At 39.3% G+C, this 23,727-nt stretch carries 21 protein-coding genes and 1 pseudogene; 18 read left to right on the top strand and 4 right to left on the bottom strand.

The window, feature by feature from the left end; genetic code table 11:
- The first annotated feature begins 110 nt into the window (after positions 1-110).
- From ACVC7R_RS02245 to ACVC7R_RS02225, 5 genes and pseudogenes are all read left to right on the top strand, one after another.
- Positions 111-620: an LURP-one-related/scramblase family protein gene (locus ACVC7R_RS02245; RefSeq protein WP_447263349.1), complete on the top strand. Its 510-nt coding sequence runs from the start codon at positions 111-113 to the stop codon at positions 618-620.
- The gene (alaS, locus tag ACVC7R_RS02240) at positions 617-3,235 is read left to right on the top strand and encodes an alanine--tRNA ligase (protein WP_447263348.1); all 2,619 of its coding nucleotides are present in this window, start codon (positions 617-619) and stop codon (positions 3,233-3,235) included. The genes ACVC7R_RS02245 and alaS overlap by 4 nt, the downstream gene beginning before the upstream one ends.
- A gap of 115 nt (positions 3,236-3,350) precedes the next feature.
- Entirely contained in the window at positions 3,351-4,736 is a 1,386-nt protein-coding gene (locus ACVC7R_RS02235; protein ID WP_447263347.1) for a hypothetical protein, read from the top strand.
- A 5-nt stretch (positions 4,737-4,741) separates the two neighbouring features.
- Positions 4,742-5,422: a hypothetical protein gene (locus tag ACVC7R_RS02230; RefSeq protein ID WP_447263346.1), complete on the top strand. Its 681-nt coding sequence runs from the start codon at positions 4,742-4,744 to the stop codon at positions 5,420-5,422.
- A pseudogene (locus tag ACVC7R_RS02225) lies at positions 5,398-5,580 on the top strand (DHHA1 domain-containing protein); the annotation flags it as partial. The gene ACVC7R_RS02230 and the pseudogene ACVC7R_RS02225, both read left to right, overlap by 25 nt.
- A 91-nt stretch (positions 5,581-5,671) precedes the next feature.
- Here the strand turns inward: ACVC7R_RS02225 and gdhA are convergent.
- Positions 5,672-7,018, bottom strand: coding sequence for an NADP-specific glutamate dehydrogenase (gene gdhA / locus ACVC7R_RS02220; protein ID WP_447263345.1), 1,347 nt, complete (start codon positions 7,016-7,018; stop codon positions 5,672-5,674).
- A gap of 227 nt (positions 7,019-7,245) precedes the next feature.
- Between gdhA and ACVC7R_RS02215 the strand changes: the two genes are divergently transcribed.
- The 6 genes from ACVC7R_RS02215 (at position 7,246) to ACVC7R_RS02190 (ending at position 12,328) form a co-directional block, all read left to right on the top strand.
- Entirely contained in the window at positions 7,246-8,181 is a 936-nt protein-coding gene (locus tag ACVC7R_RS02215; RefSeq protein ID WP_447263344.1) for a dihydroorotate oxidase, read from the top strand.
- Between the two features lie 32 nt (positions 8,182-8,213).
- A complete protein-coding gene (gene holA / locus ACVC7R_RS02210) occupies positions 8,214-9,251 on the top strand; it encodes a DNA polymerase III subunit delta (RefSeq protein WP_447263343.1) in 1,038 nt (345 codons plus the stop codon).
- A gap of 69 nt (positions 9,252-9,320) precedes the next feature.
- Positions 9,321-9,926 (top strand): superoxide dismutase SodA, encoded by a 606-nt coding sequence (gene sodA, locus ACVC7R_RS02205; protein WP_447263342.1) that lies wholly within the window; start codon positions 9,321-9,323, stop codon positions 9,924-9,926.
- A 152-nt stretch (positions 9,927-10,078) separates the two neighbouring features.
- Positions 10,079-10,987, top strand: a complete 909-nt coding sequence (locus ACVC7R_RS02200) for a LysR family transcriptional regulator (protein ID WP_447263341.1) — start codon at positions 10,079-10,081, stop codon at positions 10,985-10,987.
- The gene (gene lspA, locus ACVC7R_RS02195; protein ID WP_447263340.1) at positions 10,984-11,445 is read left to right on the top strand and encodes a signal peptidase II; all 462 of its coding nucleotides are present in this window, start codon (positions 10,984-10,986) and stop codon (positions 11,443-11,445) included. Before ACVC7R_RS02200 ends, lspA begins: the two co-directional genes overlap by 4 nt.
- Positions 11,435-12,328: an RluA family pseudouridine synthase gene (locus ACVC7R_RS02190; protein ID WP_447263339.1), complete on the top strand. Its 894-nt coding sequence runs from the start codon at positions 11,435-11,437 to the stop codon at positions 12,326-12,328. The genes lspA and ACVC7R_RS02190 overlap by 11 nt, the downstream gene beginning before the upstream one ends.
- Positions 12,329-12,521: 193 nt before the next feature.
- On the opposite strand, the gene ACVC7R_RS02185 is transcribed toward ACVC7R_RS02190, so the two are convergent.
- The 3 genes from ACVC7R_RS02185 to ACVC7R_RS02175 are packed head-to-tail and all read right to left on the bottom strand — an operon-like array spanning position 12,522 to position 14,714.
- Entirely contained in the window at positions 12,522-12,785 is a 264-nt protein-coding gene (locus ACVC7R_RS02185; protein ID WP_414274780.1) for a SemiSWEET family transporter, read from the bottom strand.
- Between the two features lie 19 nt (positions 12,786-12,804).
- Positions 12,805-14,370 (bottom strand): signal recognition particle protein, encoded by a 1,566-nt coding sequence (gene ffh / locus ACVC7R_RS02180; RefSeq protein ID WP_447263338.1) that lies wholly within the window; start codon positions 14,368-14,370, stop codon positions 12,805-12,807.
- An 11-nt stretch (positions 14,371-14,381) separates the two neighbouring features.
- Positions 14,382-14,714, bottom strand: a complete 333-nt coding sequence (locus tag ACVC7R_RS02175; protein ID WP_125374075.1) for a putative DNA-binding protein — start codon at positions 14,712-14,714, stop codon at positions 14,382-14,384.
- Between the two features lie 153 nt (positions 14,715-14,867).
- Between ACVC7R_RS02175 and rnc the strand changes: the two genes are divergently transcribed.
- The 7 genes from rnc (at position 14,868) to ftsY (ending at position 23,724) form a co-directional block, all read left to right on the top strand.
- The gene (gene rnc, locus ACVC7R_RS02170; RefSeq protein ID WP_447263337.1) at positions 14,868-15,566 is read left to right on the top strand and encodes a ribonuclease III; all 699 of its coding nucleotides are present in this window, start codon (positions 14,868-14,870) and stop codon (positions 15,564-15,566) included.
- Complete coding sequence (gene smc, locus ACVC7R_RS02165; RefSeq protein WP_447263336.1) at positions 15,557-19,096, top strand: chromosome segregation protein SMC; 3,540 nt, start codon at positions 15,557-15,559, stop codon at positions 19,094-19,096. Before rnc ends, smc begins: the two co-directional genes overlap by 10 nt.
- A gap of 89 nt (positions 19,097-19,185) precedes the next feature.
- The gene (locus ACVC7R_RS02160; protein WP_447263335.1) at positions 19,186-19,845 is read left to right on the top strand and encodes a trimeric intracellular cation channel family protein; all 660 of its coding nucleotides are present in this window, start codon (positions 19,186-19,188) and stop codon (positions 19,843-19,845) included.
- Positions 19,846-20,016: 171 nt separating this feature from the next.
- Positions 20,017-20,595 (top strand): HD domain-containing protein, encoded by a 579-nt coding sequence (locus ACVC7R_RS02155; protein WP_447263334.1) that lies wholly within the window; start codon positions 20,017-20,019, stop codon positions 20,593-20,595.
- 121 nt (positions 20,596-20,716) lie between these two features.
- On the top strand, positions 20,717-21,508 hold the full coding sequence (locus ACVC7R_RS02150; protein WP_447263333.1) for a Cof-type HAD-IIB family hydrolase: 792 nt from the start codon (positions 20,717-20,719) through the stop codon (positions 21,506-21,508).
- Positions 21,508-22,326 (top strand): Cof-type HAD-IIB family hydrolase, encoded by an 819-nt coding sequence (locus tag ACVC7R_RS02145; protein ID WP_447263332.1) that lies wholly within the window; start codon positions 21,508-21,510, stop codon positions 22,324-22,326. The genes ACVC7R_RS02150 and ACVC7R_RS02145 overlap by 1 nt, the downstream gene beginning before the upstream one ends.
- A 3-nt stretch (positions 22,327-22,329) precedes the next feature.
- Complete coding sequence (ftsY, locus tag ACVC7R_RS02140) at positions 22,330-23,724, top strand: signal recognition particle-docking protein FtsY (protein ID WP_447263331.1); 1,395 nt, start codon at positions 22,330-22,332, stop codon at positions 23,722-23,724.
- Positions 23,725-23,727: the final 3 nt, after the last annotated feature.

Below are 23,727 nucleotides of genomic sequence, written 5' to 3'. Positions count from 1 at the left end.
ATTGTAACAATTGCATAAGAATCAAGAATGACAAGTTCATTGAATGAAGGTGGTACCGCGGTTTTTCGCCCTTCGTGATATGGATTTGTCTTTTATTTTTGGAGGTACTTATGAGAACATTTCATGTCAAACAAAAATTTCGCCTAGGTGGTGAACGTTTTGATATCAAGGATGATAGGGGAGAAATCGCCTATCAGGTAGAAGGTTCTTTTTTTCAGATTCCAAAGACCTTTACTATCTATGATGCAGATAACCAAAAGGTCAGTGAGATTCGAAAAGAAGTCATGACCTTCTTGCCCCGTTTTGAAATTCAACTGAGTAACGGAGATAGCTTTTACATCCGCAAGAAATTTACTTTCTTTAGAGATAAGTATGAATTTGACAACCTGGGTCTTCGCATTGAAGGAGATATTTGGGATTGGGATTTCAAACTTTTGGATGACCGAGATCAAGTGATTGCAGAAATCTCGAAAGAATTCATTCGTCTGACCTCTACATACAATCTTACCGTTTATGAAGATTCTTATGCTGATCTAGTTGTTTCTCTCTGTGTCGCTATCGACTATGTAGAGATGCTAGAAAGTCAATCAAACAATGATACAATAAGGAGATATCTATGAAACAATTATCTAGTGCACAAGTCCGCCAAATGTGGCTTGATTTCTGGGCCAGCAAAGGCCACTCTGTAGAACCATCTGTTAGCTTGGTTCCTGTCAACGATCCAACGCTTTTGTGGATCAACTCAGGGGTAGCTACCCTCAAGAAATACTTTGACGGAACTATTATTCCTGAGAACCCACGTATTACCAATGCGCAAAAAGCTATCCGTACCAACGATATTGAAAACGTAGGTAAGACTGCCCGTCACCATACTATGTTTGAAATGTTGGGGAACTTCTCTATCGGTGATTACTTCCGTGACGAAGCCATTACTTGGGCTTATGAACTTTTGACAAGTCCTGAATGGTTTGACTTCCCAGCTGAAAAACTTTACATGACTTATTATCCAGCCGATACAGATTCTTACAATCGTTGGATTGAAGTGGGCGTGGATCCAAGTCACTTGATTCCAATCGAGGACAACTTCTGGGAAATTGGTGCTGGACCTTCTGGACCAGATACAGAAATCTTCTTTGACCGTGGGGAAGCTTTTGACCCAGAAAATATCGGTATTCGACTTCTCGCAGAAGATATCGAAAACGACCGTTATATCGAAATCTGGAACATTGTATTGTCACAATTTAACGCAGACCCAGCAGTCCCTCGTAGCGAATACAAGGAATTGCCACACAAGAACATTGATACGGGCGCTGGTTTGGAACGTTTGGTAGCCGTTATCCAAGGGGCCAAGACTAACTTTGAAACAGACCTCTTCATGCCAATCATCCGTGAAGTAGAAAAATTATCAGGTAAGGTTTATGACCAAGATGGCGATAACATGAGCTTCAAGGTCATTGCGGACCATATCCGTTCACTTTCATTTGCTATCGGTGATGGTGCTCTCCCTGGAAATGAAGGTCGTGGTTATGTCCTTCGTCGTTTGCTCCGTCGTGCCTCTATGCATGGTCAAAAATTGGGTATCAATGAGCCTTTCCTTTACAAACTCGTTCCAACTGTTGGAAAAATCATGGAAAGCTACTACCCAGAAGTGCTCGAAAAACGTGACTTTATCGAAAAAATTGTCAAGAGCGAGGAAGAGTCATTTGCCCGCACTCTTCACTCAGGTCAACACTTTGCAGAAACTATCGTAGCAGACTTGAAAGAAAAAGGCCAAACGGTTATCGCTGGTCAAGATGTCTTCAAACTCTACGATACTTATGGGTTCCCAGTAGAACTGACTGAAGAAATCGCTGAAGAAGCAGGTATGACGGTAGACCGTGAAGGCTTTGAAGCGGCTATGAAGGAACAACAAGAACGTGCGCGTGCATCAGCTGTCAAAGGCGGCTCCATGGGGATGCAAAACGAAACTCTTCAAAACATCACTGTTGAGAGTGTCTTCAACTACAATGCTAGCCAATTGCCTTCAAAATTAGTAGCTATCGTAGCTGATAATGCAGAAGTAGAAGCTGTTTCAGAAGGAACTGCATCTCTGATCTTTGCGGAAACTCCATTCTACGCTGAAATGGGTGGACAGGTTGCTGACCATGGTCAAATCTTGGATGCTGCAGGAAATGTCGTAGCGACTGTAACAGACGTTCAAAAAGCACCAAATGGACAAGCCCTCCATACCGTTGAAGTTCATGCTCCACTTGCTTTGAACCAAGAATATACCTTGGCGATCGATACAAACCGTCGTCACCGTGTCATGAAAAACCACACAGCGACTCACTTGCTCCATGCGGCTCTTCACAATATCCTTGGCCACCATGCCACTCAAGCAGGATCTCTTAACGAAGTCGAATTCCTTCGCTTTGACTTCACTCATTTCCAAGCGGTAACTCCTGAAGAATTGCGTGCCATTGAACAACAAGTCAATGAGAAGATTTGGGAAGCCATCGCAGTGGAAACAGTTGAGACAGATATTGACACAGCCAAAGAAATGGGAGCTATGGCCCTCTTTGGTGAGAAATACGGTAAGGAAGTCCGTGTTGTCACTATTGGTGATTACTCAGTTGAACTTTGTGGTGGTACTCACGTAGGTAACACTTCTGAAATCGGTCTCTTCAAGATTGTCAAAGAAGAAGGGATCGGCTCAGGAACTCGTCGTATCTTGGCAGTGACTGGTAAGGAAGCCTTTGAAGCTTATCGTGAACAAGAAGATGCACTGAAAGCAGTCGCAGCAACCTTGAAAGCACCTCAACTCAAAGAAGTACCTCACAAGGTTGAAGGACTTCAAGAACAACTCCGTCAATTGCAAAAAGAAAATGCAGAATTGAAGGAAAAAGCAGCTGCAGCGGCAGCAGGTGATGTCTTCAAGAATGTTCAGGAAGCAAAGGGCCACAGCTTTATCGCAAGCCAAGTTTCTGTTTCAGATGCAGGTGCCCTTCGTACCTTTGCGGATAACTGGAAGCAAAAAGACTACTCTGATGTGCTTGTTCTTGTCGCAGCAATCGGTGACAAGGTCAATCTTCTCGTAGCAAGCAAGAACAAAGACATCCACGCAGGTAACTTGGTCAAAGAATTGGCTCCAATCGTCGATGGACGTGGTGGTGGAAAACCAGACATGGCCATGGCAGGAGGAAGCAACCAAGCCAAGATCCAAGAATTGTTGGATGCCGTAGCAGGTAAATTGTAAGAATGAAACTGGAAATCGAAGTAAATTAACCATTATTTTTGAACAAAACTTTAAAGTGAGTTAATTGCTATACTTTAAAGATTTCTATATAACCTTCTAAAGAAAGGGGTTTACAATGAGAATTAAAATTGATAAATTTGCGAATATCAATAATGTCGATTTAGAATTTAGTAATCAAATGAATATTTTGATTGGAGATAATGGAACTGGGAAGACTTTATTGCTAGAAGCATATAGTAAGATTAACGATACAGTTATTTCACATTTAGATTCAAAATATAATTTTATTTCGAGTATAATTGATCAGGCCGACCTAGATATAAATAAAATTTCTAAGGAAGGTAATAATAGTTATAAATATGAACTATCTTTCACAGATGTTTTAGAAGTGGAAAATCTATTTAATGTTGGAATACGAAAATTAAAAGACGAAATTGAGGAGAGGTTGAAATCTGATGTATTGAACGAAAACTTATCAATGGAAGGTTTATTAATAGAATTTGGCAATATTGAAGAATTAGTTAACTTTTCTGAAGAGATTACAGTTAGTATTGGGTCTTTTTCTAGTGATTCTGCTAATGATTTTATTAACATTAAAGATTCAGAAGACTATTACATAGAGTTAAAAAACAAAGATATTGGTCATGTTAGATTACTTGATAAAAGTAGTTTAAAGAAAATCATTAAAACATTGAATACTAACCCACTTGAGGATTTATTGGAGTCCTTTAAATTCATGATTTCTAAAATTATTGAAGAAAAGTTCTTATTCAATAATAATATTTTTAATATTACTTATATTCCGTCTGAACGTGTATATTCAATGAGTAAGAATCTTGAAAAAATCTTTTCAGAAACTCCATTTTTACGTTACAGTGAACAGAAATTTATGAAAGACTATGAGGAAGCTAAAGAATCCAAACGATTTATGGCTAAATTCTTGGAAGAAAATGATTATACTTCAGATGAGTTTAAGGAATTAATAGGGGGGACTCTAAATTTTGATGATGGTGAGGTAATTTCATTAACAGATAATTTAGGTGTAGAAATCCCACGTGAGTTATTTTCTACTAAACAAAATAAATTACAGAGTTTAAATATTTTAGAACAATATCAAAGGTTTCCTAGAAGGTCAATGCAATATGATAGTCGTCGATTGTTAATCATTGAGGAGCCAGAGGCTCACCTCTCGATAAAGAGTATTTTAGGAATGTTTAAATATTTAAAACATCTTTCAGAGCGTTATAGAATTGTTATTGCAACCCATAGTGATATTATGTTGACACTTGTTAATAATTGGTATTTGGCTAGTCCTAGTAATAATACAGTAGGCGGATGGGAGCTTCTTGATTTAAAATCTGAGAATAATTCTAAGTATATATTTACTAAATTGGAGCTGGGTGATTATGGTTTAATTTCAGAATTTATGAATGAACAGTTATTGTTATTACAGAGGATGACTCTAGAAAGTCAACAAAAGTTAAATTATCTGGAAGAGTGATTATATTGAGAAATAGTCAATTAATAAAAAATGATTTTCTTGAAGAAGTAGATACTTTTCAGATTATTGTTTCTGAGAAACGAAATGATTTTGAAATGAATTTGCATTTATCTTTTCAAAAAAAAGGAAAGTTATATAAATTGGGAAAGCATAGTACGCATAATGATAATAATGGGATGAATACACTATTTTCTCAAAAGTTTTGTGATGGAGTCATTTTATGGTTTGTTGATAACATTGTGTCAGTATATATAATAGAATTGAAAAAAACAGCAACATCGTATTTAGACAGAATTCCTGTTCAATTTCATGCATCAGTTTTAAGAGCATTATCTGATATTGCAATCATTGGATCTCCACTGAATTATAAAAAAGAACCAAACAGAAACTTTAAAATACAATATAATTTTATTATTGGAACAGTTGAAGAGGCACCTTTATCTAGCAAAATGGAAGGGATATTTAAATATAAGGATTTGCCTGGTTCTCCGAGTGGTTATTCTCCTATGCTTGAAAATTATTATAAAAATATTGTTTTGTATAATTATCGTGCAATTGGAAATCAAATTATTTTTGGATTTGAAAAATTTGTATTTAATAAAGTTTCTCAACAACAAAATTGTACAGTTTATGAGTGTAGTCAAGAAATTCCATGGATTGTGGAGACAAAGTCTATGTTTTATTAGCCAGCAAGACAAAAGACATTCACGCAGGTAACTTGGTTAAAGAATTGGCTCCAATCGTCGATGGACGTGGTGGTGGTAAACCAGACATGGCCATGGCAGGAGGAAGCAACCAAGCCAAGATCCAAGAATTGTTGGATGCCGTAGCAAGTAAATTGTAATCAATTAATACCTATCCATTTGGATAGGTATTTTTCTGTGAATAAGAAAAACTCCTCACATGGGATGTGAGGAGTTATATGCTTTTTAAGATTAAACAATACCTTGGGCAATCATAGCGTTTGCTACGTTTTCAAAGGCTGCAATATTTGCACCTGCAAGGTAGTCAGTACCAAGACCGTATGTTTCTGCAGTTGTTTTAGCTGTGTTGAAGATGTTAGTCATAATATCTTTCAAGCGACCGTCAACTTCTTCACGTGTCCATGAAAGGCGAAGGCTGTTTTGGCTCATTTCAAGCGCAGATACAGCTACACCACCAGCATTGGCAGCTTTGGCAGGTCCGTAAAGGATTCCATTTTCTTTGTAGACTTTAATCGCATCAAGGTCACTAGGCATGTTAGCCCCTTCAGAGACACAGATAACTCCTTGAGCAACCAAACGTTTTGCAGCTTCACCGTTGATCTCATTTTGAGTCGCACATGGGAGAGCAATATCGTAGTTGCCAGTGTAAGTCCATACTGAACCTTCGTAGTAAGTAGCAGTTGGTTTTTCTGCTGCGTATTCTGTCAAACGAGCACGACGGTTATTTTTAACATCGGCTAAAAGGTCAAAGTCGATACCATTTTCGTCGATGACATAACCATTTGAGTCAGATACAGAGATAACAGTTGCACCAAGTTCAGTCGCTTTTTGAAGTGCATATTGGGCTACGTTACCAGAACCTGAGATAACCACCTTTTTACCAGCAAAGCTGTTGCCATTTGCTTTAAGCATTTCTTCAGTATAGTAAACCAAACCGTAACCAGTTGCTTCTGGACGAATCAAGCTACCACCGAAACCAAGAGGTTTACCAGTCAAGACACCGGCATCAAATTGGTTGAGGCGTTTGTATTGTCCGTAGAGGTAACCAATTTCACGTCCACCGACACCGATATCACCGGCAGGCACGTCAAGAGATGGTCCGATGTATTTTTGCAATTCAGTCATGAAGCTTTGGCAGAAGCGCATCACTTCAGCATCAGTCTTGCCTTTAGGATCGAAGTCTGAACCACCTTTACCTCCACCAATAGGAAGTCCAGTCAAGACGTTTTTAAAGATTTGTTCGAAACCGAGGAATTTCAAAATCCCTTGGTTTACAGTTGGGTGGAAACGAAGTCCGCCTTTATATGGTCCAACAGCTGAGTTAAATTGAACACGATAACCACGGTTGACTTGTACTTTACCATCACGATCAACCCAAGGAACACGGAAAGAAATGACGCGCTCAGGCTCAGTGATACGTGCCAAGATATTTTCTTCGATATACTCAGGGTGTTTTTCGAAGACAGGCTCCAAAGTGCTGAAGAATTCTTCAACCGCCTGGAGAAATTCAGCCTCGTGCCCATTACGAGCTTTTACAGTTTCAAACACGCTTTGGATATATTCTTTAGCAGATGTCATATCGTTCTCCTTTTTTGTTGTCATATTTTATTACATGAGACATTATAGCAGAAAAAATTTTCAGTGTAAAGGAAAAAACATAAATTTTCTAAAAATTCTTTCAATTTGAATAAGCTCGTCTTTTAGACGAATCAGCAAAGCTTTTTATAGCATCACTTTTATGAAAGGGGTCCTGCCAAAGTATGGTATAATAGTAGCAATATAAAGGAATCTGGAGGAACAGAATCATGGTATCAACTAAAACACAGATTGCTGGTTTTGAATTTGATAATTGCTTGATGAATGCGGCAGGAGTTGCTTGTATGACCATTGAGGAATTGGAAGGTGTTAAAAACTCAGCAGCAGGAACCTTTGTCACTAAAACAGCAACCTTGGAATTTCGTCAGGGAAATCCTGAACCACGCTATCAAGATGTTCCACTTGGTTCTATTAACTCTATGGGGCTCCCAAATAATGGTTTAGATTATTATTTGAACTATCTATTAGAGTTACAAGAAGAAGAACCAAATCGTACCTTCTTTCTGTCTTTAGTTGGAATGTCTCCAGAGGAAACTCATACTATTTTGAAGAAGGTGCAAGAAAGTGATTTTCGTGGTCTAACTGAACTCAATCTCTCATGCCCAAATGTTCCTGGTAAACCACAGATTGCCTATGACTTTGAAACTACAGATCGTATCTTATCAGAAGTTTTTGAGTATTTTACAAAACCACTAGGAATCAAGCTTCCACCTTATTTTGATATTGTACATTTTGATCAAGCGGCAGCTATTTTTAACAAATATCCGCTCAAATTTGTCAATTGTGTCAACTCTATTGGAAATGGTCTTTATATCCAAGATGAGTCGGTCGTGATTCGTCCAAAGAATGGATTTGGTGGAATTGGTGGAGAATACATTAAACCAACTGCCCTTGCCAATGTCCATGCCTTTTATCAACGCTTAAATCCTCAAATTCAAATCATTGGAACTGGTGGAGTATTAACAGGACGTGATGCTTTTGAACATATTTTATGTGGTGCTAGCATAGTACAAGTAGGAACTACTCTTCATAAAGAAGGAGTAGGTGCTTTTGAGCGTATTACCAAGGAACTCAAAGAAATCATGGTGGAAAAAGGGTATGAAAACCTAGATGATTTCCGTGGTAAATTACATTATATTGATTAAACTGAACCAATACTATAAAGAAAGGAGAATAGATGCTAGCCATAGAAGAAAGCCGAAAGCTATCCCTATCAAATTTACCTAGTTTGACCCTGTTTACAGGGGCTGATCAAGGACAGTACGACATCATGAAAACTCAGGTTCTAAAGCAAATCGGCTACGATCCTGCAGATTTGAATTTTGCTTATTTTGATATGAAAGAAGTAGACTACAAAAGCTTGGAGCTAGAGTTGGTCAGTCTTCCTTTCTTTGCGGATGAAAAAATTGTTATTTTAGATCATTTTCTCGACATAACGACTGCTAAAAAACGCTATCTAAGTGATGATGAACTTAAGTCTTTTGAAGACTATCTAGAAAATCCTTTACCTTCTAGTAAACTAGTCATTTTTGCTGAAGGGAAGTTGGATAGCAAGAGACGTTTGGTCAAATTGCTCAAGCGCGATGCGAAGGTTTTTGAAGCCATCGAGCCAAAAGAGCAAGAAATACGAGCTTATTTTCAAAAGTGGGCTCAAGAATTAGGACTGACTTTTGCTGGAAAGTCCTTTGAACAGTTGCTTATCAAGTCTGGTTTTCAGTTCAGTGAAATTCAGAAAAATCTGCTCTTTTTAAAGTCCTATAAAGATTCTGGTATCATTACAGAAGAAGACATTGTTGAAGCTATTCCAAAGACACTACAGGATAATATCTTTGATTTGACCCAGTTAATATTGACTAAGAAGATTGATCAGGCACGGGATTTAGTTAAAGATTTGACCTTGCAGGGAGAAGATGAGATTAAACTGATTGCCATTATGCTGGGGCAGTTCAGACTCTATACTCAAGTAAAAATATTGCAAGAGTCTGGTCAGACAGAATCTCAGATGGTCAGCAGTTTGGGTCACTATCTTGGTCGCAATCCGAATCCCTATCAAATCAAATTTGCTCTTCGTGACACACGAGGTTTGTCCCTGAATTTCCTACAAGATTCTATTCGTTATCTAATCCAAGCAGATTATCAAATTAAGACTGGTGTTTATGAGAAAAGCTACCTGTTTGAGAAAGCTTTATTGCAAATTGCGAGCCAGTCAAATTGAGCAAATAACTTGAAAAAACAGGTTGTTTGCGTTATCATTTTTATATAAAAAGAAAAAGAGGTATTACAGATGGCTATTATCTTACCAAATCTTCCATACGCATACGATGCATTGGAACCATACATCGATGCTGAAACAATGCACTTGCACCATGACAAGCACCACCAAGCTTATGTCAACAATGCAAATGCAGCTCTTGAAAAACACCCTGAAATTGGTGAAGACCTTGAAGCTTTACTTGCTGATGTAGAATCTATCCCAGCTGATATCCGTCAAGCGCTTATCAACAACGGTGGTGGACACTTGAATCATGCTCTTTTCTGGGAATTGATGACTCCTGAAAAAACAGCTCCTTCAGCAGAACTTGCAGCAGCAATTGATGCAACATTTGGTTCATTCGAAGAATTCCAAGCAGCCTTCACTGCAGCGGCTACAACTCGTTTCGGTTCTGGATGGGCATGGTTGGTTGTTAACAAAGAAGGTAAGCTTGAAGTGACTTCAACAGCAAACCAAGACACACCAATCTCAGAAGGCAAAAAACCAATCTTGGGCTTGGACGTTTGGGAACATGCCTACTACGTGAAATACCGCAACGTTCGTCCTGACTACATCAAAGCTTTCTTCTCAGTGATCAACTGGAACAAAGTTGACGAGCTCTACGCAGCAGCTAAATAAACTTATTAACAACACCTTTTGGTTAGAATTTTATCCACCTTAAAAGGTGTTTTTTTGTTTGCCTTTTTTAGAAGTAACTGACTCATGATTTTCCTTTGTTGGATAGGCTTTATTTATGGTATAATGATAAGATAGAAAACGAAGGAGAAATCATGAATATTCAACAATTACGCTACGTTGTTGCTATTGCAAATAGTGGTACTTTTCGTGAAGCGGCTGAGAAAATGTACGTTAGCCAACCCAGTCTATCTATTTCTGTAAGAGACCTGGAGAAAGAGCTAGGATTCAAGATTTTCCGCAGAACTAGTTCGGGTACCTTTCTTACTCGTCGTGGAATGGAATTTTATGAAAAGGCACAAGAACTGGTCAAAGGATTTGATATTTTCCAGAACCAGTATGCCAATTCTGAAGAGGAAAAGGATGAGTTTTCAATAGCCAGCCAGCACTATGATTTCTTGCCTCCAACCATTACAGCTTTTTCTCAACAATACCCAGATTATAAGAATTTCCGAATTTTTGAATCTACAACGGTTCAGATTTTGGATGAAGTAGCCCAAGGGCACAGTGAAATTGGGATTATCTATCTCAACAATCAAAACCAAAAGGGTATCATGCAGCGGGTTGAAAAATTAGGCCTAGAAGTGATTGAGTTGATTCCTTTCCAAACGCATATCTATCTGCGTGAAGGACATCCTTTAGCTAAGAAAAAAGAGTTGGTCATGGAAGATTTAGTTGATTTGCCAACCGTTCGTTTCACACAAGAGAAGGATGAATATCTCTATTACTCAGAAAACTTTGTGGATACAAGTGCCAGCTCTCAAATGTTCAACGTCACAGACCGCGCTACCTTAAATGGGATTCTCGAAAGAACAAATGCTTATGCGACTGGTTCAGGATTCTTGGATAGCGATAGTGTTAATGGCATTACTGTTATTCCACTTAAAGATAATCTCAATAATCGCATGGTTTATGTCAAACGTGAGGAAGTAGACTTGAGCCAAGCGGGGACTTTATTCGTAGAGGTTATGCAAGAGTATTTTGATCAGAAGAGGAAAGCATGAAAAAAAGAGGAATAGTAGCTGGAATTATAGCAGTCTTAATCGTACTAGACCAATTGGTAAAAGCTTATGTCGTTCAGAATATAGCTCTTGGTGAAGTGAAATCATGGATTCCAAATCTAGTTAGTTTAACCTATCTGCAAAATAGAGGAGCAGCTTTTTCTATGCTTCAAGATCAACAGTGGTTTTTTGCGGTGATTACTCTAGTAGTTATGGCAGGGGCTATCTGGTATTTGCAAAAGCATATAGAAGATTCCGTCTGGACAGTCTTTGGATTGGTTCTGATTATTGCAGGTGGTCTGGGAAACTTCATTGATCGCATTAGTCAAGGATTTGTTGTGGATATGTTTCACTTAGACTTTATCAATTTTGCGATTTTCAATGTGGCTGATAGTTATCTGACAGTAGGGGTCGTTGTGTTATTGCTTGCAATGCTAAAAGAGGAAATGAATGGAAATTAAAATTGAAACAGGCGGGGTACGCTTAGATAAGGCCTTGTCAGATTTGACAGAATTGTCACGTACTCTCGCCAACGAACAAATCAAGTCAGGTCAAGTCTTGGTTAACGGCCAGCTAAAGAAAGCTAAGTATACGGTCCAAGAGGGCGATATCGTTACTTATCAGGTGCCAGAACCAGAGGTTTTGGAGTATGTAGCTGAAGATATTCCCTTAGAAATTATTTACCAAGATGAGGATGTAGCAGTGGTCAATAAACCTCAAGGCATGGTTGTTCATCCAAGCGCTGGTCATACCAGTGGTACCTTGGTGAATGCCCTTATGTATCATATCAAAGACTTATCAGGAATCAATGGTGTGCTTCGACCAGGGATTGTTCATCGTATCGATAAGGACACATCTGGGCTTCTCATGGTTGCTAAAAATGATGAAGCTCACATGGCGCTCGCTCAAGAATTGAAAGACAAGAAATCACTTCGGAAATATTGGGCTATCGTTCATGGAAATCTTCCCAATGACCGTGGTGTAATTGAGGCGCCAATCGGACGAAGTGAAAAAGACCGTAAGAAACAAGCTGTGACTGCCAAAGGGAAACCAGCAGTGACACGTTTTCAAGTTTTAGAACGTTTCGGTGACTATTCTTTACTAGAGTTGCAACTGGAAACAGGACGAACTCATCAAATCCGTGTCCACATGGCTTATATCGGCCATCCAGTCGCTGGGGATGAGGTCTACGGACCTCGTAAAACCCTAAAGGGACATGGGCAATTTCTCCATGCCAAGACGCTTGGATTTACCCATCCAAGAACAGGTGAAACGATGGAATTTATTTCTGATATTCCAGCAATCTTCAAAGAGACTTTGGAAAAACTTAGAAATAACAACTAAAAAAAGAGGCTGGGACAAAATCCTAGCCTCTCAACTGTGCGGAGGTGGGACGATGAAATCGAATTCTAGTGAATTACCGATTTCTGTCCCACTCTCTTTTATGCAAAATCCGATCGCAATTATCTTTTGGTTGTTTAAAGTGATACACAAAAAAAGACCGAACCAGTAGAGTTCAGTCGTTGTTCGATTTCTATTAAAGTGATGTTAGGAAAGTCAATCCACCTAGGATGACACCTGCCGAATTCGGAATAATCAAAATCCAGTCTTTTTTAGGTTCCTTTGTCCAACCATATATGACCCAAATCAAGCAAGATATAGCTGCTGACAAGGGTTGGAAAGGTTGGGCCTTGGTTCCCTGTAAATTAGCAATAATTTGTGGAATGTAAGCAATGAAAACGATAATACCAATAAAGGCACCGATCGAACCAACGATTTTGTTTATTTTTTGTTTATTCATCTATTTCTACCTCTCCTTTTTATTTGCGTTTTTTCTTAGCTTTTTTCATTTTGTTGGCCATGCGTTTCATAGATTGCTTCATGGCAAATTCACCAATTTTACCCTTGAGTCCTCCGCCGAGCATCTGGCTCATATCAGGCATTCCAGCTCCTCCAAACGCTGACATATCCGGCATACCACCTTGTCCCATCATTCCTTCAAGGGCTGACATATCCATGCCACCAGGCATATTCTTAGGAAGATTATTAGGGTTGATGCCCATTTGTTTCATCATCTTGTTCATGTCACCAGACATGACACCTTGCATGAGTTGTTTAGCTTGGTTAAAGTCTTTGATGAACTTGTTGACTTCGATAAAGGTATTACCAGAACCAGCTGCGATACGACGACGACGGCTTGGAGTGAGCAAGTCTGGATTTTCACGTTCTTCAGGAGTCATAGATGAGACGATGGCACGCTTGCGAGCGATTTGTTTTTCATCCACCTTCACATTTTGAAGAGCAGGATTGTTGGCCATACCAGGAATCATCTTGAGCAAATCTTCCATTGGACCCATATTTTGCACCTGATCCAACTGATCGATGAAATCGTTGAAATCAAAGGTGTTTTCTCGCATCTTTTCAGCCATTTCAAGGGCTTTTTGCTCATCGTATTCTTGGGAAGCTTTCTCAATCAGAGTTAGCATATCTCCCATACCGAGAATACGGCTGGCCATACGGTCAGGGTGGAAGGTTTCAATGTCGGTAATCTTTTCACCAGTACCAGTGAACTTGATTGGTTTTCCTGTGATGTGACGAACAGAAAGGGCAGCACCACCACGAGTATCCCCGTCAATCTTAGTAAGGATGACCCCAGTAACTTCTAATTGAGCGTTAAATTCACGCGCAACGTTAGCAGCTTCTTGACCAATCATGGCATCGATGACGAGAAGGATTTCATTTGGTTGAGCAAGAGCTTTAACATCACGGAGCTCGTTCATGAGAAGTTCATCAATTTGTAAACGACCGGCCGTATCAATCAAAACATAGTCGTTATGGTTAGCTTTAGCTTGCTCCAAACCTTGGCGAACAATCTCAACTGCAGGAACTTCAGTCCCAAGAGCAAAGACAGGAACATCAATTTGTTGTCCCAGTGTTTTCAATTGGTCAATAGCTGCAGGTCGATAGATGTCGGCTGCAATCATCAAAGGACGAGCATCCTCTTCCTTTTTAAGTTTGTTAGCCAATTTTCCTGCAAAGGTTGTTTTACCAGCCCCCTGCAAACCGACCATCATGATAATGGTTGGGATTTTAGGAGATTTGATAATCTCAGCTGTATCAGAACCAAGTACTGCAGTCAATTCTTCATTGACAATCTTGATGATTTGTTGAGCTGGATTGAGGGTGTCGATGACCTCATGGCCAATCGCACGTTCACGAATTTTTTTGATAAAGTCCTTAACCACTGGCAAAGCAACGTCGGCTTCTAAAAGAGCCAGACGAATTTCCTTGGTTGCTTCTTGGATATCGCTCTCGGTAATTTTTCCTTTTTTACGTAGATTTTTAAAGACGTTCTGCAAACGTTCTGTTAAATTTTCAAATGCCATATTTATTCCTCTTATTCTCTATTGTCAATACTTGTTAAAATTTCAACTTGCTCTTGTAGAAAAGCATCTTCTGGGTAGCGCTCTAGGATCTGATCAAAAATCTGACTGCGGACAATGTAATCAGAGTACATATGAAGCTTCATCTCATAGTCTTCCAGAATCTTTTCAGTTCGTTTGATATTATCATAGACAGCCTGACGACTGACGCCAAATTCTTCCGCAATTTCAGCTAAACTATAGTCATCTGCGTAGTATAGTTCGATATAGTTCATTTGTTTATCAGTCAAGAGGGCTGCATAAAATTCAAACAGAGCATTCATTCGATTGGTTTTTTCAATTTCCATAAGATTTATTATACCAAAAAATAGCCTGAACTGCTAGTAAGGGATTGATTTTAAACATAAGTGAGAAAAAGGGATTTTAACTGTTATTTTCTGACTAAGAACCCTTTTTTTGGTATAATGGAATGGATTATAATGTTTTAGAAAGAGGTTCTTATGAGAGAATTAGAAAACTTGTTAGAGCAACGTTTTGAGCTTGTTTTTTCAGATAAACAATTACTTGAAACAGCTTTTACCCACACTAGTTATGCCAATGAGCACCGCCTCTTAAAAATTTCACACAATGAACGCTTGGAATTTTTAGGAGACGCTGTTCTGCAATTATTGATTTCAGAATATCTGTACCAAAAATATCCTAAAAAACCAGAAGGTGATCTATCTAAACTCCGTGCTATGATTGTTCGTGAAGAGAGTTTGGCTGGATTTGCTCGTGATTGCCAGTTCGATCAGTTTATCAAGCTAGGTAAGGGAGAGGAAAAATCTGGAGGTCGTAATCGAGATACCATCTTGGGGGATGCCTTCGAAGCCTTTTTGGGTGCCCTTCTTTTAGACAAGGGACTGAATAAAGTAAAGGATTTTATCTATCAGGTCATGATTCCGAAGGTTGAGGCCGGTGACTTTGAAATGATTAAGGACTACAAGACCCACCTTCAAGAATTACTCCAAGTCAATGGTGATGTCGATATTCGTTATCAGGTGATTTCGGAAAATGGTCCTGCCCATGATAAGATGTTTGAGGTTGAAGTCCTTGTCGAGGGTCAAAGTTTAGGTAGGGGTCAAGGACGATCAAAAAAATTGGCCGAACAAGAAGCCGCTAAAAATGCAGTTGAGGAAGGACTGGATTCATGTATTTAAAGGAAATTGAGATTCAGGGATTTAAGTCCTTTGCTGATAAGACCAAGGTTGTTTTTGACCAGGGAGTTACAGCGGTTGTAGGACCAAATGGTTCTGGAAAATCAAACATCACAGAAAGTTTACGCTGGGCTCTTGGGGAATCCAGTGTCAAAAGTCTTCGTGGTGGGAAGATGCCTGATGTTATCTTTGCAGGAACAGAAAGTAGAAAACCATTAAACTATGCTTCTGTAGTTGTTACTCTAGATAATCAAGACGGTTTCATCAAGGATGCAGGACAGGAAATCAAGGTGGAGCGTCATATCTATCGTACCGGGGATAGTGAATACAAGATTGATGGGAAAAAAGTCCGTCTTCGTGATATTCATGATCTTTTCTTAGATACCGGACTTGGACGTGATTCCTTCTCCATTATTTCCCAAGGGAAGGTCGAAGAAATCTTTAACTCCAAACCTGAGGAACGTCGCGCGATCTTTGAAGAAGCCGCCGGAGTTTTAAAATATAAAACTCGCCGTAAAGAGACAGAAAGTAAACTCCAACAAACTCAAGACAACTTAGACCGCTTGGAAGACATTATCTATGAGTTGGATAATCAAATCAAACCATTAGAAAAGCAAGCAGCAACAGCCCGTAAATTTATAGAATTAGATGGTCAACGTAAAGCCATCTACTTAGATGTTTTAGTTGCACAAATTCAAGCCAATAAGGCTGAATTGGATCTAACAGAAGAAGAATTAAACCAAGTCCAAGAACTGTTGACTAGTTATTATCAAAAACGCGAGTCGCTAGAACTTGAGAATCAATCTCTCAAGAAACAGAGACAAGATTTACAAGCAGAGATGGCTAAAGATCAAACTAGTTTGATGGATTTGACTGCTTTGATTAGTGATTTGGAGCGTAAATTGGCCTTGTCTAAACTGGAGACTGAGCAGTTTGCCCTCAATCAACAAGAGGCTCAAGCTCGCTTAGCTGGTTTGGATGAAAAAAGAACTACTCTCATTCAAGAGAAGGAAGAAAAAGAAGCAAATCTCAGTCAGTTAGAAGCCAATCTAGCTGCCAATACCAAGGAACTCAATCGTTTAGAAGCTGAGTTATTAGCTTTTTCCGATGATCCTGATCAGATGATTGAGCAGTTGCGTGAGCGTTTTGTTGCTTTCTTGCAAGAAGAAGCAGATGTCTCTAACCAGTTGACACGTATTGAAAATGACCTTGAAAATAGTCGCCAACAGACTCAAAAGCAAGAAGAACAATTGGAGTCTTTGAAGGAACAATTAGCTTCTGCTAAATCTAAGGCTAGTGAGCAAGATCTTGCCCTAAAATCAGCAAAAGAAAAAGTACAGACCTTGCTTGCTGACTATCAGGCACATGCTAAACAGGAAGAAGAACAAAAGCAGGTTTATCAAAGCCAGCAAAATCAACTCTTCGATCGCTTGGATAGTCTGAAAAGCAAGCAGGCCAAGGCGCAAAGTCTGGAAAACATCCTTAAAAACCATAGTAATTTCTATGCGGGTGTTAAGAGTGTTCTACAAGAAAAAAATCGCCTGGGTGGTATTGTCGGAGCGGTCAGTGAACATTTAACCTTTGATGTTCGCTATCAGACAGCCCTCGAAATTGCCCTCGGTGCAAGTAGCCAACATATCATCGTTGAAGATGAACAGGCAGCGACTAAGGCTATCGACTTCCTTAAACGAAATCGAGCTGGTCGTGCGACTTTCCTGCCTTTAACAACCATCAAGGCTCGTAGCATTTCTAGTCAGAACCAAGATGTGATTGCCTCAAGTCCAGGTTTTCTTGGAATGGCAGATGAATTGGTTACTTTTGATGCCAAGCATGAAGCAATATTTAAAAACTTGCTTGCTACAACAGCTATCTTTGATACAGTTGAGCATGCGCGTGATGCAGCTCGCAAGGTGCGTTATCAAGTTCGGATGGTAACCCTCGATGGTACAGAATTACGAACAGGTGGTTCTTATGCTGGTGGTGCCAATCGTCAAAATAACAGTATTTTCATCAAGCCTGAATTGGAGCAGTTACAAAAAGAAATTGCTCAAGAAGAAAAGCTCCTTGGTCAGGAAGAAGAAAATCTGAAATCACTTCAAGAAAATCTAGCTAACCTCGCTCAAACTTTGGAGGCCATTAAATCTCAAGGAGAGCAAGCTCGTATAGAGGAGCAAGGCTTGTATCTGGCGTATCAACAAACTTGCCAACAAGTCGAAGAACTCGAAACACTTTTAGAACTTCAAGAAAAAGAATTAAACAATCTAAGAGGTGGAGATTGGCAAGCTGAAAAAGAAAAATGCCAAGAGCGTTTGTCAATCATCGCAACTGAAAAGCAAAAGCTAGAATCAGAAATCGAAGAAATCAAGTCCAATAAAAATGCTATTCAGGAACGTTATCAAAGCTTGCAGGATAAACTTTCTCAAGCACGTCTCCATAAGACAGAAATGTTAGGACAAAAACGTTATGAAGTTGCGGATATTGAGCGGATTAACAAAGAGCTTGAATACCTTGATATGGAGCAAGAAGAAATTGAACGTCTTTTGCAAGAAAAGGTAGACAATCTTGAAAAAGTCGACACGGAACTGTTGACCAAGCATGAAACAGAAGCCAAGAGTCAGAAGGAAAACATTCAACAAGGGCTCATTCGTAAGCAGTTTGAACTGGACGATATTGAAGGTCAATTGGATGATATTGCTAGTCATTTAGAACAAGCTCGTCAACAAAATGAAGAATGGATTCGGAAGCAAACACGAGCGGAAGCGACCAAAGAGAAAATTGCAGATCGCCTTCGTTATCTTCAAGGCCAACTGACTGAAGAATATCAGATGAGCTATACGGAAGCTTTAGAACAAGCCAATCAGTTAGACGATTTAGCAATGGCTGAACAAAAGGTCAAGGATTTGGAAAAATCGATCCGTTCACTTGGTCCAGTCAATATGGATGCCATTGAACAGTTTGACGAAGTTCATGAACGCTTGGAATTTTTGAATAGTCAACGTGATGATATTCTTTCAGCTAAAAATCTTCTTCTTGAAACCATTACAGAGATGAATGATGAAGTGAAGGAGCGCTTTAAATCAACCTTCGAAGCCATCCGTGAGTCCTTTAAAGTGACCTTCAAGCAGATGTTTGGTGGTGGTCGAGCGGACTTAATCCTGACTGAGGGAGATCTATTGACAGCGGGTGTTGAAATCTCTGTTCAACCTCCAGGTAAGAAAATCCAATCTCTCAACCTCATGAGTGGTGGAGAAAAAGCCCTATCAGCTTTGGCCCTTCTTTTCTCCATCATTCGTGTCAAGACCATTCCATTTGTTATTTTGGATGAGGTAGAGGCCGCACTTGATGAGGCTAACGTTAAACGTTTTGGAGATTATCTCAACCGATTTGACAAGGATAGCCAGTTTATTGTCGTTACACACCGTAAGGGTACCATGGCAGCAGCAGACTCTATCTACGGGGTGACCATGCAAGAATCTGGTGTCTCTAAGATTGTTTCTGTTAAACTAAAAGATTTAGAGAATATAGATGCTTAGTTAGTTCTTGTTACAAAGGTTCAAGCTAAAGCACGTAGATAAACCTTCGATGAGTCAGAAGGATAAGGTAAATAATTTGAGGAGTTTATATGGATTTCGATCTATTCCTAATGATTTGTAATTATATTGGGACAATAGCCTTCGCTGCATCAGGAGCCATCAAAGGTTTTGGTAAACGATTAGATATTTTTGGCATTAGTTTATTGGCCATTGTAACAGCAGTAGGCGGAGGGATTTTGAGAGATTCTATTATCAGTCGTTTCCCCTCCTCTCTTGCTGATCCTAGCCCGATTTATGTCTCTATCCTTGTAGCGGTTATCATGTATGTCTTTGTGACTTCAAAACAAGCCAATGCAAGTCAAGAAAAAAAATTCTACAAGTGGCTGAGAGAAGCCTATCTCATCTTTGATTCGATTGGGTTAATCATCTTTTCTTTGATTGGAGCGACAGCCTTAGCTGATAGTAAATTGAACTTGATGTCTGCAGGGATTTTGGCCTGTTTAACGGGTGCTGGCGGGGGTATCATCCGAGATCTTTTGATCAATGAAGTCCCAAGTGTTCTAAAAGAGGACATCTATGCCCTTCTATCTTTCGCAATTGGCGTTATTTATTATTGGCTGGCCTTTGTTCTTCATTTTCCTAGAATTACTGCCTTTATCCTACTCTCGATAGTTGGCTTTGTGATTCGACTTTGTATTATTAAGTTCAAGCTCTCTTTGCCAAATATGGATAAGAGAACCTTGAATTGATGAATGACTGAAAGTTTGTTTCCAAACCCGTAAATAAGTTTAAAATAGTTATTTTATAAGCGTCTAATCTCATATGGATTAGGCGCTATTTTTTGCAAATACGGGAAATATTTGATGAAATTACTATTTTTTGGTATTATATCTAAAATTTAGAATAAGAGTGGAGCAACAATGAGTCATTTAAAGAATTCAGTCGATTTTATTAAAGAAATAGAGAAATTAAAGGCAGTAACAAGATTTAACAGAACTCTTGATGGAAGATTTGAAAATAGTGCCGAGCATTCTTGGCAGGGTGCCATAGCTGCGATTGTTCTTCAAGATTATTATCCTGAAAAATTGGATATGGAAAAGGTCATTTCTATGTTACTGATTCATGATCTAGGTGAGATTTATGCCGGGGATACTTGGGTGTTTGATGATAAAAATAAAGTTCATTCTCATGATAGAGAGCTACTATCTATAGAAAGAACAATGAGCATCCTTCCAGAAGAGAAATATTTGAATATGAAAAATTTATGGTTGGAATTTGAAAAAGGGCAGAGTGCTGAAGCAAGATATGCAAGAGTGATCGATGCATTGGTACCACTGATAAATCACTTAGAAGTGTCAGAATTAAATTATAACCCTGATAATATCAGTGCAGACATGGTATTAGAAAAGAAAAAGTTCATAAAAAGTGAATCAGAAGAATTATGGAAACTGACGGAAGATTTGATTCAGGAAAGTGTGGAAAGGGGGTTATATTTATAATAACAATTGGCCCTACAGATAGATTTATAGAATAGAAAGACGTGTCAATTCAGCAAGTCTTTTTTTGCTTTTTCTATGGTATAATAGAAGGTAGATTTATAATTGGAGAATAGAAGTATTTATGATTAAACTAGTCGCAACTGATATGGACGGGACTTTTTTGGATGAAGCTGGCCAATTTGATATGGAGCGTTTAAAAAAAATTCTCCATTCTTATAAAGAAAAAGGGATTTACTTTGCTGTAGCATCAGGACGTGGTCTTTTGTCCTTAGAGAAACATTTTGCGGATGTCAAAGATGAGATTATTTTCATTGCTGAAAATGGTAGTCTGGTTCGTTTTCATGGACAAGACCTCTATGAAGCGACCATGCCTAGAGATTTTTACCTACCCACTTTTGAAAGATTAAAAACCTCACCTTATTTTGATGAGAAGAAGATGCTCTTGACTGGTAAGAAAGCTTGCTATGTCTTAGATTCGGTGGACGAAACCTATCTCATGTTTAGCCACCATTACAATGAGAATATCCAAAAAGTAGCCAGTCTAGAAGATATCACCGATGAGATTTTCAAATTCACAACCAACTTTACAGAAGAGACAGTTGATTTAGGTGAAGCTTGGGTTAATGAATATGTTCCTGGTGTTAAGGCAATGACTACTGGTTTTGAATCCATTGATATTGTTCTAGACTATGTTGACAAGGGAGTTGCGATTGTTGAATTAGCTAAGAAGTTAAATCTGGATATGGACCAAGTGATGGCCTTCGGTGACAATCTCAACGACCTTCACATGATGCAGGTTGTAGGGCATCCAGTTGCGCCTGAGAATGCTCGCCCTGAGATTTTGGAACTAGCTGAAACAGTTATCGGTCACCATAAGGACCAATCCGTTATCGCTTATATGGAGGGATTGTAATGGCAGATATAAAATTAATTGCCCTAGACTTAGATGGAACCTTGCTGACGACAGACAAGAAATTGACGGATCGTACCAAGGCGACTCTGAAGGCTGCGCGTGAACAGGGTGTCAAAGTAGTGTTAACAACTGGACGTCCCCTCAAGGCCATGGATTTCTTCCTGAAAGAGCTTGGTACAGATGGTCGTGAGGATGAGTATACCATTACCTTTAATGGTGGCTTGGTTCAGAAAAATACGGGTGAGATTCTTGATAAGACAGTTTTTTCAATTGATGATGTGACACGCATTTATGAAGAAACTGAAAAGCTAGGAATCCCCTTAGATGCCATTTCAGAAGGAACAGTTTATCAGATTCAGTCTGACCAAGAAAGTTTATATGCCCAGTTTAACCCGGCTCTTACTTTTGTTCCAACTGCTTTTGAAGATTTGTCTAGTCAGGTGACATACAATAAGTGTGTGACTGCTTTTCCTCAGGAGCCTTTGGATGAAGCTATTCAAAAGATTTCACCAGAATTATATAACCAATATGAAATTTTTAAATCACGTGAACTCTTGCTAGAATGGTCACCAAAGAATGTCCATAAGGCGACTGGTTTAGCCAAATTGATTGAGCACCTAGGAATCGATCAAAGCCAGGTGATGGCCTGTGGAGATGAGGCTAATGACCTTTCTATGATTGAGTGGGCCGGTCTCGGTGTAGCCATGCAAAATGCAGTTCCAGCAGTTAAGGCTGTGGCAAATGTGGTAACACCAATGACCAATGACGAGGAAGCTGTTGCCTGGGCCATTGAAAAATACGTACTGAAGGAGAACTAAAAAATGGGATTATTTGACCGTTTATTTGGAAAAATAGAAGAACCAAAGATTGAGGATGTTGTCAAAGAGGCTTTAGAAAACATTGATTTATCGGATGATAGCGAGCAAACTGAAGCACCAGTAACTGAAGATATCCAAGCTAAAGGGCCTGTAGAAGACAACTTATCAGAAGAACATCAGGAAGAAATTGATAATAGCTCAACTGAAACAGAAGTTTTAGAAGAACCTATTATTGAGTCAGTTGACGAAGTTGAGGTTTCTCGAGAAGAGTTAAATCAAGCCCAAGAAGCAGATAGTCCTCAAGAGGAATCGATTCATGTTGAAGAAATCCCTTCAAGTGATCGTAATGTTGAAGAAGCTGATCAAGTTCAAGCAAACGAAACAGAAGTTGAAATCATTGAGGAACTTGAACCAGAGACTACCGAGGAAGTGGAAGAAGATCTAGCGATCGAGGATAGCCCTCAGGTCCAAGAAACTGTACAGGAAAAGTATGACCGCAGTCTAAAGAAAACTCGTACAGGATTCGGTGCCCGTTTGAATGCCTTCTTTGCTAATTTCCGCTCAGTTGATGAAGAGTTTTTCGAAGAACTTGAAGAGCTACTGATCATGAGTGATGTTGGTGTTCAGGTAGCATCTAATTTAACAGAAGAATTGCGTTATGAGGCCAAGCTTGAGAATGCTAAGAAACCAGATGCTCTTCGTCGTGTCATTATTGAGAAATTAGTTGAGCTCTACGAAAAAGATGGCAACTACAATGAAAGCATCAACTTCCAAGATGGTTTGACAGTCATGCTCTTTGTAGGTGTCAATGGTGTTGGGAAAACAACTTCTATCGGAAAATTGGCACACCGTTACAAACAAGCTGGCAAGAAAGTCATGCTGGTTGCTGCTGATACCTTCCGTGCTGGTGCGGTTGCTCAGTTAGCAGAATGGGGTCGTCGTGTGGATGTTCCTGTTGTAACTGGTCCTGAGAAAGCCGATCCAGCCAGCGTTGTCTTTGATGGGATGGAGCGAGCAGTGGCAGAAGGTATTGATATTTTGATGATTGATACAGCTGGTCGTTTGCAAAACAAAGAAAACTTGATGGCTGAGTTGGAAAAAATTGGTCGCATCATCAAACGTGTCGTACCAGAAGCCCCTCATGAAACCTTCCTAGCTTTGGATGCTTCAACAGGACAAAATGCTTTAGTACAAGCTAAAGAGTTTTCAAAAATTACTCCTGTCACAGGGATTGTATTAACTAAGATTGACGGAACTGCCCGAGGTGGTGTTGTTCTTGCTATTCGTGAAGAACTCAATATTCCTGTTAAGCTGATTGGTTTTGGTGAAAAAATCGATGATATCGGGGAATTCAACTCTGAGAACTTTATGAAGGGTCTTTTAGAAGGTCTGCTATAAAAG

Source organism: Streptococcus sp. Z554, from assembly GCF_053010305.1.
This window is presented reverse-complemented; position numbering and strand designations above follow the sequence as displayed.